This is a genomic window from [Flexibacter] sp. ATCC 35208 (assembly GCF_001975825.1).
GTDB lineage: Bacteria > Bacteroidota > Bacteroidia > Chitinophagales > Chitinophagaceae > Chitinophaga.
This window is the reverse complement of the sequence record NZ_MTKN01000009.1, coordinates 39,940-53,003: the sequence shown is the minus strand read 5'-3', so window position 1 is coordinate 53,003 and position 13,064 is coordinate 39,940. Positions and strand designations below refer to the sequence as shown.

The window sequence follows — 13,064 nt, the reverse complement described above, 5'->3', positions numbered from 1 at the left end:
GGGGTTTATGGTTAAGTGAAAATAGTCGTCCGCTAGCATGTCGGACGACTATTTCGTTTTATGGCGTAACTACTTTTTTGTAAGCAGAAGGATTCTCGTCCGCAAACTTCTTAAAGAATCTGCTGAAGTGAGAACTGGTATCAAAATTCAATTGGTCCGACACCTCTTTAACACTGAGAGAAGAAGTCGTAAGTAATAACCGCGCTTCTAAAAATACTCTCGCATGAATAATATGCAACGCATTTTTCCCCGTTTCCTGTTTCACCACCTCACTCAAATGCTTGGCCGATACATGTAGCAGGTCGGCAAATTCCTGCACCGTTCTCTTCGTGAGAAAATGTTCTTCCACAAGATCCCTGAAGTTCATGAAAAGCGTATACTGCCGTGTCAGCTGGTAGTGCGTGCGGCTGTCCGTACATTTCTCAAAAGTTCTGTTCACCTCATAGAGTAATTCCACCAGTTGTAACCGGATCATCTGAAGAAAGAAAGGATTTTCTTCTTTATACTCCAGGTCTATTTTCTCATAGAGTGATTTGATCTTTTGGAAGTTGTGGTCAGAAAGACTATAGATAGGTGGGCACTCAGGGTGCAGGTCCATCAAAGGGTCGAGTACGCTTTGTTTGATAAAAATATCGGAAATAAATTCTTTTTTAAACATGACCATATAGAGCAACAGGTCCTCAGATGCATTTTCAAAAGAATTGATAAAGCGTGGCGAGACAATATGCAAAGACTGTGGTGTCACCTGGAAGGTGAAAGGCCCGACCGTCTTTGTGCAGGTGCCCCTGATACAAAGGATCAGGGCGTAATGGTCTGTTTTAATGGGGGCTCCGTTTTTAACACTGCCTTCGTTGCTCAATATAGCGAAGTTGTCGGGGTGCAGGAGCTCATCATATTTATCCATTCCAAAACTTTGCGCGACCTTTTTGTCCAGTGACAGGTAATATTTTATGGTGGATGGTATGTCCAGTATTGGCGTCTGCGTGTTCATAATTAAGGCGGTAAAATTACGGGAATTCTTTTAAAGCTTACCGCAGGTTATTTCCCCCCATCCTCCTCATCCCATAAACTAAAACGCTTTTGCCGAAGGCAAAAGCGTTTTAGTACTATAGCAGAGTTCGACTATTGTGAAAGTTTCTCCTTCAATAAAACCAGCCTGTCATAAAACCCTTCAAAAACTGGTACACCCTGTCGCTGTTTCATAATCTGCAGATGGCTATGTACAAAAGCCTTTACATCGGTAATAGTAGTACTATGGAATAATTCTATAGAATCGGGTAAGGACGCTGTTTTATAGAACTCTTCCAGCTCCTGGATCTCTTTGTCGGCATATTTCATGGCGCAAAGATGGCGATTTTATTTTTTTTCTTCCGCCGAAAACCGGAAAGTAGTCCAGGTCACATCTTCCTCCACCTGCTGTGCACCCCCACGGCCACCACCCATTCCGCCACGCATACCACCCATGCCCATACCTACACCCATACCCATGCCGCTGCCCATGCCACCCATGCCCATACCTCCGCCAAATGACACCCTGGGAGAACCGCCACCACCGCCACGACGTTGACCCTGACCCTGTCCTTCACCCGGACCACCCCGCTTACCAGGCAGCTGGTTCACCATAACTCCCACACTAAAGCTCTTTCTGAGGGCTTTTTCTGACAATCCATTGGCAAGCACCCTGTTCAATGGTATCGCTGCCTCATATACCAGGCCACTATCAGCCATCGGATTTAATCCAATTTTAATCCCCGTCATCTTATCCGTCAGGTTATGCTGCCCGTTTTCCATATTCAGAAAGCCATCTGTATTATAAACAGTTGGGACTTTTATGCCATCCATGTTCCTTTCCGGGTATACCAGGGCCATTTTTTTCTTCTGTTTGCCCTTTGGATCAAAATAAAGGCTCATACCCGCCTTCATGATCCGGTGTTTCATTTCGGGGTCTGAAGTCATGACACAGATATAAATATTCCGGGAGTCATTGGTAATACTATAAGACAGTGTATATTGGCTGTTAGCATAGCGCAATGGCATCGTCCACTCGGAGGCATTACCATCTGGATCAATAGGGCTGGATTGAAAACGCTCCTGTGGAGCTATATTTCTGTTACAACTAGTGCCCAGTGCCAGCAAAAGGGAGCAGTAGCTGATAGCATGTGATAATTTCATATTAGCTTAGAACTGTATTTCATCGTTCAGGTTTAATATCCCTGAATATTACATAAGTACTTGATAATTATAAGATAAAAAATATTTCTGCTCACAGGCAACCATTGGATAACAGATTCCGTATTATAATAGTATAGATTAAATACAGACGGCTACTCATTTGGAACAACTTAAGACCATAATAGAAGGGTGTATGCATGCACAGCCCAGGTGCCAGCGGCTGCTGTACGAACGGTATTATGCATATGCCCTGAAAATTGTGTTCAGGTATATATACAGGTATGAGAGAGCGACTGAGGTGGTGAATGACGGATTTGTAAAACTATTCAACCGGTTTGACAGGTTTACCTATGAAGAAGGAGAGGATCTGGAAAGAATGCTCCTGGGGTGGATGCGCAAGATCATGGTAAACACGGCCATCGATGAACTGCGCAGGAAGAATATGATCCCTGAAATAGGGGGTATCCCGGAATACGTATGGGAAACACCCGATATGGGGCAATCCGCAGAACAAAAGTTATATTATAAAGAACTGATCATCCTGATCAAAGAATTACCTCCTTCCTATCAGGTTGTATTCAACATGTATGTAATAGATGGGTTTTCCCATCAGGAAATTGCAGACAAGCTGAATATCAGTTTAGGCACTTCAAAATCAAATCTTTCAAAAGCAAGAGAACATTTAAGAAAGAAATTAAATAACGGCATACGGGAATTTGATATATGCAGCTTTTAGATGACGATATGGATGAATTATTCCGCAATGCGGCGTCGCAGTATCCCTTAAAAACGGATGGTGCGGACTGGGATGCTCTCAGTAGTCGCCTGCAGTCTGCACAGCCACAACCGGCTGCAGTGGAAGGCGTGCGGGGTAATAAGTGGGTATGGCTGGGCATAAGCATACTAATGACTATACTTTTTTTTATATCCTACGCGCCACCTCTGGAAACAGGTAAGCTGCCGCGTACTGGAACAGGAATAGCAACAACAATAACGACAACACCAGCAATAACAACTAATTCTTTAGCAACAACAGCGATAACAACAAATACTAATACTACTACCAATAATACCAATACTACTAATACTTCTACCAATAAAATAAATACTAATAATAATACCAACACTACTAATACAATAAATACTAATAATACTACCAATACAATAACAAATACAACAACACCGATAAAATCATCGACTCATACTACTATTCCCAATTCTATTTTTGCTTCGCCTACTCTTAGGTTAACCAATAATAGATTTAATTCTGATAAAACAACAAAGACAAACAATAAGCATACATCAACCTTCGTTATTGGTGTTGTAACAAATAATACAAAGAAACAAGACGTCAATAAATCAATTTCGGGTACCTCCATTTTCGCTGGTGAGCCTACAACTCCACCTGTGCAAAATGTGCAGGAAAAATTACCAGTGGACAGTAACACTACAACGCCAACGATCACCACACCAGTACAGGATATTCCGCTGCCAATAACAGCAGAACCAGTAATAAATAACACAACTGAACCAGTAATAAAGGAAACAGCAGAAGAGCAGGTAAAGAAAACGCCAGCAGAACCAGTAGTAAAGAAAAAGCAGTCCCCTGCCAAAGTGCAGACAGGCCTCTATTTCGGCCTTATCGCCAGTCCTGACATCAGCACTGTAAAAATGCAACACGTGGACGATGTAGGATATGGCGCCGGTATCATAGTCGGTTACCGCATCTCCCGCAGCTTTGCTGTGGAAACCGGTCTCCTCTATGATCACAAAAGCTACTACTCTGAAGGAAGCTACTTCAGCAAGGAAAAAATTCCTTACATCCAAAACTGGAAGATCATTAACGTAGATGGCTATTGTAATATGTACGAGATACCAGTGAATGTGCACTACTTTATTAAAAATGGTCAAAATACAAGCTGGTACGCTAACGCAGGTGTATCATCTTACCTGATGAAAAAAGAAGACTATGCTTATAAATACATGACCACCTCCGGAGACCTGAAAAACAGCTCCTGGGCTTATAAGAATGCAACTCAAAACTGGTTTTCTATAATAAACGTGGGAGTAGGATTGGAGCACAACCTCGGCGCAATAGGTAAGCTCCGTGTAGAACCATATTTGAAAATACCTGCCAAAGGACTCGGTATCGGAGACCTGCCCATTACCAGTATGGGTATCAATATTGGCATCACGAAATCTATCCGTTAATCGTGTAGGCTTCCAACTTTAAAATCCAAATTGTATGACGCGAAAAAAGACAATCCTTTTCGTAGCGGTATTCCTATGCCTTATGGCAGGAGGATCAGGCTACTACTTGTACAACAAACCAAGAACCACCGCTGCCGAAGCGCACACAGATGATAGTGTAACTGCCAGAGAACTGTATGGCACTTATGCTAAAGATGAAAAGACTGCCGGTAAACTGTACGAGAACAAAGTATTGGAAGTTACAGGCATCGTCATGAATGTAGAACAAAACGGTAAGGAAGTTTCCGTACTACTCTCCGCTGGCGAAACCAATCCCGGTGGGGTGAACTGTAGCCTTGCTGATAATTCAGATCAACTACCTAAAAACGGTGAAACCATCCGTGTTAAAGGCAGATGCACAGGCTTTTTGATGGACGTAAGCCTGGTAGATGCGACCATTCTCTCAACTAAATAAAATTATAAATTATGAAGCGTGTATTCTTTCTCCTGTCAGCAATCGCAATCGTATACTGCCTGACCATGGTAACATCCTGCTCGAAAGACAATGAAAAGGATCTGACCAGCACAGGCACCGATACTACCGGAACCGGTGGTGGCACTACCTGCGATACCGTAAACATGAAATATGCTGCTAATGTACAGCCTATTATTTCAGCTAATTGTTATAGCTGTCATGGTAATGGTAGCGCCAGCGGCGGTATCTCTCTCGACACTTACGCAAAAGTATTAACACAGGTAAACAACGGTAACCTGATTGGTACCATCACTCACGCGAGCGGATATCCTGCCATGCCACAGGGGGGTAGCAAACTCTCTGATTGCAATATCAACATTATTAAAGACTGGATCGCCCGCGGCGCTCAAAATAATTAAAACAGGAACATATGAAACTAATGTATGTAATGGCGCTGGCCAGTTTGTTATACCTGCCTGCCAAAGCACAGACATTCATGACGCGCAATGGAAAAGTGAACTTCTATTCCAAAACACCGCTGGAAGATATCAAAGCGGAAAACAGACAAGTAGTGGCAGCCATCGATCTGGGGAAAAAGACCGTGGCCCTGACCCTGTTGCAAAAGAACTTCCTGTTTGAAAAGCAACTGATGCAGGACCATTACAACGAGAACTATGTAGAAAGTGACAAGTTCCCCAAAGCCCAGTTCACAGGCACGATCACCGGCAATGTAGGCACCACACCCGGTACTTACAAAGTACAGGTAAGTGGTAACCTCACCCTGCACGGTGTAACCAAACCAGTGAGTGCACCTGCGGAATTTGAAGTGGCCGATGGCAAAGTAACAGGTAAAGCTGACTTCAAGGTAAAACCTTCCGATTTCGATATTAAAATTCCTTCGCTGGTAAAAGATAAAATTGCTTCAGAAATCTCAGTTCAGGTAGTTGCTGCCTGTACTGCTTTATCAAAATAATGGATATGCAAAGAAGAATCATTCAAACCATATTTTTATTACTCGTATGCGGCCATATGATGGCGCAGGACAGCAGTCTGATGAAAATGATGGACGATGCCGTAGCTGAATCACAAAAAGGACAGGTGGTAACCGGTACCTTTAAGGCTACACAGATTGTAAACCTGCCTACTGTAGAGTCGCCAGGAAAAAAAAGCCTGCAATTTATGATCATGCACCGTTTCGGTAAACTAAACGGTGGTGCTTATGAACTCTTCGGTCTGGATAATGCCTCCATTCGTTTTGCATTGGATTACGGTATCACCGACCGCTTCTCTGTTGGGTTGGGCCGTAGCTCTGTAGACAAAACTTTCGATGGTTCCCTGAAGTATAAACTCCTGCAGCAAAAAGAAACAGGTATGCCCATCTCTGTAAGCCTGTATGGTCTGATCACAAACTATACACAACGCTATACGGACAAGCCTTACCTCGATGCAGGCTATCGCACAGCCTACACAACACAGGTAATCATTGCTAAAAAGTTTTCATCTGCATTCTCATTTGAAGTCGTGCCATCCTGGATTCACTATAACCTCACGCCAACGCCGGAAGATAAGAACGATCTCTTCGCGGTATCTGCAGGTGGCCGGTTGAAATTTACGAAGCGGATGAGCGTAAACGCAGAGTACAACTACCTGCTGCGTAACCAGGTAGTAAGTACGAAAGTATATGATGCCATATCCGGTGGTATTGATATCGAAACGGGAGGTCACGTATTCCAGCTGGTATTTACCAATGCCGCTGGCATGGTAGGTCCTTATTATCTGGCTAAAACTGACGGTAGCTGGGGTAAAGGAGATATCTATTTTGGATTCAATATCACGAGAAATTTCAATTTCAAAAAGTAAGCTACGCAACTATTTCCGATTAAGCTCCCCGCAGGGGCTCCCCCAATTTTATTTAAGCTCCCCGCAGGGACTCCTCAAATTATATGGCTGCCTGCATGGCAGGTAGCCATATAATTTGCAATATTTACCTACAAAATTTCCGGTTTGGTCGTTATTTCCCTCCACTAATGTAAGATAGCTATTATTTTTCCGGCTATATGACCAATGCTGATAGCCTGACTTCCCGCTTTTGGAAGCCGGTGGACAATACTCCACTGGTAATTTTTCGCATCCTCCTTGGATTCCTCCTGTTCTTTCAATCTATCAACGATATTTTCTCGGATAGGGTACGCACTTTGTTCATAGAGCCTGCCTTCACCTTCCCATTTATAGGATTTGAATGGTTGCGTCCACTGCCCGGTAATGGTATGTATTTCCATTTTCTGTTGATGGGCCTTTTGGCCATCATGATCATGCTGGGAGCTTTTTACCGGGTAGCAATGATCGGCTATACACTACTCTGGACCGCCACTTATATCATGCAAAAATGTGGCTATAACAACCACTATTACCTGATCATACTCATATGTTCCTTCATGTGCATGATGCCTGCACACCGCCGCCTCTCTGTTGATGTGTGGCGCCGTCCCTCCATCAAATCCAGCTATTGCCCACAATGGTGTAGCTGGTTCTTCATCGCACAGTTTGGCATCGTGTATACGTATGCTGCTATTGCAAAACTCTACCCGGACTGGTTATCAGGTCGCTATCTGGAAAGTACGCTGACCAGCAACCGGATCAGGTATTTACTCTGCTACATAGGAATAATATTCGATTTCCTCATTACACCCCTGATGTTATTCCGTCGTACCCGTACCTGGGGAATGGCAGCAGCGTGCATTTTCCATCTTACCAATGCAGTTGTTTTCACTATCGGTATCTTCCCATTCCTGGCCTTGTCTGCCATGTTGTTCTTTTATCCGCCAAATGTGATCAGACAATTGTTAAGGTGGCCTGCATTAAAGCCCAAAGCCAATAATGCCTCATTAACTATTTGGAAAAAACTGGCCGTATATGCCATGGGCATTTACCTCCTCATACAGGTATTACTTCCCATACGTTATCTCTTGTTTGGTACACAACCTTACTGGTCAGAAGAAGGATTTCGCATGAGCTGGAGAATGATGTCACGCAATAAAAGTGGATGGGTGTATTTCAAGGTAGTAAACAATGACACTCATAAATCATGGATAGACGAGCCGGAAGCAAGGCTCAATTATGCAAGTCTGAATAGTCTGCCAGGCTTCCCTGATATGATCTGGCAGTATGCACAGCATATCAAAGAAATCTATGCAAAAGAGGGCATACATAACATCTCTATATATGCAGTCAGTTCAGTGAGTCTGAATGGCCGGCACCCACAACCATTGGTAGATCCGAAAACGGACCTGGCCAATACGCCATGGGAGCCGTACCGCCATGCAAACTGGATTGTACCACTGGAACACGAGTAACTTACCCCCTCGTCCATTCATTCTGGACTATCCAGCTGGAACACGGGTAACTTACCCCCTCGTCCACACAGTCGTTCTTCCAAACATGGAAATACCGATATACCCCCTTATTTCGAGTTTCTCTCCTTTGAATTTCATCGTACAACTATAAGTCTTCCCACTCTTGGGATCATAAATTTTCCCGCCTGTCCATTCCCCATCATCATACTTGAAGTTGGTCAAAAGAACAAGCCCCAATAACTGCCGGCTCTTTAATTTAGCATCAGGATTCTTGGTATCCGTCCTGTCTTTCCGGGGTGTCTTCCCGTCCGCTTCCATGAGGTCACGCCCCCATACCAGCTTCCCGAAATATTGATTCCCGGTTTTATAAATCTCTATACGGCCGTCTTTTTCTTCATTCAGCCAGTTACCAAGTATTTTGTCTTGTGCCAGCAATACCTGCGTGGAAAATAATAAGGTAATTAATAAAAATGCGATCCTTTTCATGTGAGTACTTTTTAATAAACGCCAGTCAAAATGCGCAGATCAGATAAGGCAATCCTGTAATTGAGCTTAGCACTCAGCAGGTCTGCCTGCGCTTTGGCCAGCGTTGATTTTGTGGTCAACAGATCAGCTTCAATATTCAGGCCAGCATCTTTTTTGTCCTGCTGTATTTTTAGCTCATCCTGCCTGAAATTTACAGCTTTTTGTGCTACGGCGATCAGGGCTATTGCCTGATTTATACGCCTTTTAGCTTTCGCAATATCATGGTTTACAATTTCCTGTGTATTCGCTACGTTTTCGGCAGACTGTTGCAGCTGGAAATTGCGCTGATGCAATACCTGTTTATTGGAAAAGATATCCTGTATATTCCATTTAAATGATGCACCGATAAAAGGATTGCTGCTGGGATACAGCACATTCCCTGTCTGATAAGTATACCCTGCCATCAACCCAAAATCAGGCAGGTAGCTACGTTGCGCTGCTTTGATCGCCTGTTCGGTTTTAACCCGGGTCAAATTCGCCAGCCGTATATCCACATTGTTATCACCTGAAATACTATCGCTGATAGGTTGTGGATTGTAATCTACCTCCGCCAGTACCACACTGTCCGCAGTGATACCTGTCAGCTGTTGCAGATCGGCCATATAATCATCTGCCTGTATCTGTAACTTCAGCAGGTTTTGTTCCTCATCTGCTACATTTGCCTGCAGACCAGCTTTGCTGGCATCAACAGTTTTCCCGGCCAACAGTGCGCTCTCTATATCAAACTGCTTCATCTGCGCTAATTGCAGATTAGCATTGGCCGTGATCTGTTGTTGCTGATTAATTAATAAACCATAGTAGAGTTTTTCTACCGCCTGCCTTATTTGCAAAGAAACCTTTCTGCTTTCCTGTTCAGCAATCAACACATCCGTCTTACTCACTTCCATCCCTGCTTTGATCTTACCCAGCTGGGTAATGGGCTGGTATACGGTCACACCTGCATTGAAGTTATTGTGTTTGCCCAGTTCAAAAGAAGCATCTTCATTCGGCAGGTTAATATTGGTCCCCCCGAGTGGGATGGAACCAAAATACCCGGCAGGAATATTCAATGCACCCAGGTTCTGGTTATATTGATACGCAGAGCTGACAGTGACAGCAGGATATTGCCTGATGGCATCCTCATGCAGCTTCGCTGTTTTCTCTGACTGTTGTAGTTGCTTGATGTGCAGTGCCCTGTTATGTTGCAAAGCGAGATCAATGGCCTGCTGCAAATCGAGTGGCATCGTTTGCTGCGCATGCAGCAACGGTGCCGTGAGCAGGAATATAATGAGTGTGAGAAGGCATCTACTTTTCATCGGAAGTCGGTTTGATCCATACGATATATAAAACGGGTACGGTGAGCAGGGCGACAATCATAGACCATACCACCCCTACGGCAATCACACTGGCCAGCGGACTCCACATAGGAGAGCCGGAAATGATCATAGGCAATACCCCGATTGCAGCAGCCATAGCCGTGAGGAAGATAGGTCGCAGCCTGCGCTTGCCTGATTCAATCGCTGCTGTACGTATGTCCATGCCATGCTTCAGTAGTTCATTGGTATGATCTACGAGTATGATGGCATTTCGCACTACGATACCTGACAAACTGATTAAGCCTACAAAAGCCGTAAACCCAAAGTTGTTATGCGTCATGTACAGCCCTGCCATGGCACCGAATAAACTGAGCGGAATAGTGAGCATGATGATAGTGGCTTCTTTCAGGTTGCGGAACTGGAAGAGCAGTATGAAGAAGATGGCTACAAGACTGATCGCCAGTACAACCATCATCTGACTGAATGTCTCTTTCTTATTCGCATCTTCACCACCATATACAATCTGGTAACCCGGTGGCAACGTGAGTTTGCTGATAGCCGGTTGAATGGCTTTCAGCAGGTCGGCAGGCAATACATTGTCTGCCGTTTCACTCAGCACGGTCAATGTTCTTACACCATTACGGTGCATGATCTTACCCGTCTGCCATTCAGGAATAAGGGAAGCTATCTGACGCAGGGGGACACTGGCACCTGTAACCGGAGATTCCAGGTACATGTTTTCCAGGTCACTAAAGCTGCGACGGCTTTTTTCATCCAGCCTCAATACAATGTCAATCGGGTTGTTGCCCTCATACATTGTAGATACAGGGTAACCACTAAAACCTGTATAAACTGATTGTGCTATGCTGGCTGTCGCAAAGCCAAGCCTGTTGGCTTCATCTTTCAGCTGAATGCCTACGCCATAATAGTCTTCCCTAAAATCACTTCTTACGAGATAACTACCTTTGGTGTTCTGAACGATTTTCTGCACTTCTTCACCAATCTGTTTCAGTCTGCTGATGTCATCTCCTATAATACGCACTTCAACCGGAGACTTGAGCACAGAGCCCTGTTGCATCAGTTTTACCTGTGGCAAACCTTCCGGTACAGCAGCAGCTACCTTTTGCTCCAGCTCCAAAGAGAGGGCATTGGTAGTTGCTTCTGTAGTTGTGTTAATTAAAATCTGTCCGTAGTTACTTACAGGTACTTCCGGTGAATAGTTGTAGTAGAAACGCGGCGCACTCGTACCTGAGAACGTAGCATATGATGTAACACGGGGATCGTTTTTGATCAATGCAGTGAGCCTGTGTATCGCATCATCCGTCTTTTCCAGTCTGGTGCCTGTCGGCATCCACAGCTCTACTACAAACTGGTTCCTTTCGGCTGCAGGGAAGAACTTTTGTCTGATCCCTTTTGTATACAATAAACCAGCCAATGGAATCGTCAATAAACTACCAATGATCACCGTCTTCGGATGCACCACACACCAGTCCAATGCACTGTTATATGCATGCTGCATTCGGTCCAGCAAGGACTTTCTCTTCTTCGTTTTCTCCGGACTGTGCAACCCTTTTTTGATGAAAGTAAAGCACAACAACGGTGTCAGCACCATCGCCACTATAAAGGAAGATCCCAATGCCACGGCTACTGTAATCGGCAACGCTACAATGAATTCACCTACTGCACCTGTGATCATTACCATCGGCATAAAAGAAGCGATGATCGTTACAGTTGCTGCCAACACAGGTACTACCAGGTCTGTTGCACTTTTCCACGCCGCCGTCCATCTGTCTTTTCCTTCATCCAGTAATTCTACGTAGTTATCTGCAATTACAATCGCATCATCCACCACCATCCCCAATACTACGATCAATGCGGCCAGTGACACCTGGTGTAACTCTATCCCAAGCAGGTGCATGATGGCAAATGTCACCGCAATGGTCATCGGAATGGCCATAGCAGCTACTGCCGCAATACGTAATGGTAGCAATAAGATCACTACGATCACGACTGATATGATCGCAAGGAAGAACTCCCTGATAAAGTGAGAAACGTTTTCATCTACCAACCCCGGCTGATTCACAACCGTAGTGATATGTACATTGGATGGTAAGAGCTTGGATACCTCATCCAGTTTCTGCTGCACCGCTTCACCAAATTTTACAATGTTGTTGCCTTCCAGCATCTGCACGGTCAGCATCATGGCCTTGTGTCCATTCACCGTGATCAGCGAAGAAGGATCTGCATAAGTACGATTGATACTGGCCACATCTCCCAAACGCACAGTCGCACCTGTTCTCGTCGTACCCACAATCTGGTTGGCAATCTGGTTTTCTGTATTATAGTAACCAGTCGTATACAGTGGTGCCTTGGTCACATCTGTTTTTACATCCCCTGTCGCCATAATGGTATTCTGTGATTGCAACACGCGTGTTACCTGTGTTACATTGATACCATATTGTGCCAGCTTTTCAGAATTGGAAGTAACGGTGATCTGTTCTTTCTGTTCGCCAATACGTTTGATCTTGGAAGATGCTTTGATGGTCCGGATGGCATCTTCCATCTTCTGTGCATATTCGTTCAGCTGGGTATAAGTCGCGGCATCACTTTCAATACCAATCACGAGTGCTTCCGTATCCCCAAAGTCAGAGTTCACAATGGGTCCGCGTACACCTTGCGGAAAGTCGATAGACTTACCTACCAATAACTGGTGCCGCAGTTTGCTCCAAAATACATCCGGGTTCTTTACTTTTTCACCCAGTTCTACATTCACGATGACCATGCCATCCTGTGAGGTAGAGTAGGTCTTATCCTTTCTTACTTCTTCAAATTGAAAAAGGTATTGTTCCAGTTTTTTCGTCACCTGGTCTTCCACCTGCGCAGAATTGGCGCCGGGAAAGTAGGCGATCACCAGCCCCTGCCTGATCGTGATTTTCGGGTCTTCCCTTCTGGGCATGGTGAGCAGGGAGTTCACGCCTACTGCAAATACGAGCAGTAGTACGGATAACGTCACCTGTTTATATTTTAAAGCAGATTGTACAAGATTCATGATGA

At 44.5% G+C, this 13,064-nt stretch carries 13 protein-coding genes; 7 read left to right on the top strand and 6 right to left on the bottom strand.

The window, feature by feature from the left end; genetic code table 11:
* Positions 1-58 precede the first annotated feature (58 nt).
* From BW716_RS08300 to BW716_RS08290, 3 genes are all read right to left on the bottom strand, one after another.
* Positions 59-991, bottom strand: coding sequence for an AraC family transcriptional regulator (locus tag BW716_RS08300; protein WP_083722073.1), 933 nt, complete (start codon positions 989-991; stop codon positions 59-61).
* A gap of 131 nt (positions 992-1,122) precedes the next feature.
* Positions 1,123-1,338 (bottom strand): hypothetical protein, encoded by a 216-nt coding sequence (locus tag BW716_RS08295; RefSeq protein WP_083722072.1) that lies wholly within the window; start codon positions 1,336-1,338, stop codon positions 1,123-1,125.
* Between the two features lie 18 nt (positions 1,339-1,356).
* The gene (locus BW716_RS08290) at positions 1,357-2,172 is read right to left on the bottom strand and encodes a hypothetical protein (RefSeq protein ID WP_083722071.1); all 816 of its coding nucleotides are present in this window, start codon (positions 2,170-2,172) and stop codon (positions 1,357-1,359) included.
* A gap of 193 nt (positions 2,173-2,365) precedes the next feature.
* On the opposite strand from BW716_RS08290, the gene BW716_RS08285 reads away from it, so the two are divergent.
* The 7 genes from BW716_RS08285 (at position 2,366) to BW716_RS08255 (ending at position 8,190) form a co-directional block, all read left to right on the top strand.
* Positions 2,366-2,908, top strand: coding sequence for an RNA polymerase sigma factor (locus BW716_RS08285; RefSeq protein ID WP_235643557.1), 543 nt, complete (start codon positions 2,366-2,368; stop codon positions 2,906-2,908).
* On the top strand, positions 2,896-4,383 hold the full coding sequence (locus BW716_RS08280) for a hypothetical protein (RefSeq protein ID WP_083722069.1): 1,488 nt from the start codon (positions 2,896-2,898) through the stop codon (positions 4,381-4,383). The genes BW716_RS08285 and BW716_RS08280 overlap by 13 nt, the downstream gene beginning before the upstream one ends.
* A 34-nt stretch (positions 4,384-4,417) precedes the next feature.
* On the top strand, positions 4,418-4,837 hold the full coding sequence (locus BW716_RS08275) for a hypothetical protein (protein ID WP_083722068.1): 420 nt from the start codon (positions 4,418-4,420) through the stop codon (positions 4,835-4,837).
* Positions 4,838-4,848: 11 nt separating this feature from the next.
* Complete coding sequence (locus BW716_RS08270; RefSeq protein ID WP_083722067.1) at positions 4,849-5,256, top strand: cytochrome c; 408 nt, start codon at positions 4,849-4,851, stop codon at positions 5,254-5,256.
* An 11-nt stretch (positions 5,257-5,267) separates the two neighbouring features.
* Complete coding sequence (locus BW716_RS08265) at positions 5,268-5,810, top strand: YceI family protein (protein WP_083722066.1); 543 nt, start codon at positions 5,268-5,270, stop codon at positions 5,808-5,810.
* A gap of 5 nt (positions 5,811-5,815) precedes the next feature.
* Positions 5,816-6,697 carry a DUF5777 family beta-barrel protein gene (locus tag BW716_RS08260; protein WP_143708784.1) on the top strand — a complete coding sequence of 294 codons (882 nt, stop codon included), beginning with the start codon at positions 5,816-5,818 and terminating at the stop codon, positions 6,695-6,697.
* A 197-nt stretch (positions 6,698-6,894) separates the two neighbouring features.
* The gene (locus BW716_RS08255) at positions 6,895-8,190 is read left to right on the top strand and encodes an HTTM domain-containing protein (protein ID WP_083722064.1); all 1,296 of its coding nucleotides are present in this window, start codon (positions 6,895-6,897) and stop codon (positions 8,188-8,190) included.
* A 51-nt stretch (positions 8,191-8,241) separates the two neighbouring features.
* On the opposite strand, the gene BW716_RS08250 is transcribed toward BW716_RS08255, so the two are convergent.
* The 3 genes from BW716_RS08250 to BW716_RS08240 are packed head-to-tail and all read right to left on the bottom strand — an operon-like array spanning position 8,242 to position 13,059.
* Positions 8,242-8,676 carry a DUF2147 domain-containing protein gene (locus BW716_RS08250; RefSeq protein ID WP_083722063.1) on the bottom strand — a complete coding sequence of 145 codons (435 nt, stop codon included), beginning with the start codon at positions 8,674-8,676 and terminating at the stop codon, positions 8,242-8,244.
* A gap of 11 nt (positions 8,677-8,687) precedes the next feature.
* Complete coding sequence (locus tag BW716_RS08245) at positions 8,688-10,010, bottom strand: TolC family protein (RefSeq protein ID WP_083722062.1); 1,323 nt, start codon at positions 10,008-10,010, stop codon at positions 8,688-8,690.
* Positions 10,000-13,059, bottom strand: coding sequence for an efflux RND transporter permease subunit (locus BW716_RS08240; protein WP_083722094.1), 3,060 nt, complete (start codon positions 13,057-13,059; stop codon positions 10,000-10,002). The genes BW716_RS08245 and BW716_RS08240 overlap by 11 nt, the downstream gene beginning before the upstream one ends.
* Between the last annotated feature and the right edge of the window lie 5 nt (positions 13,060-13,064).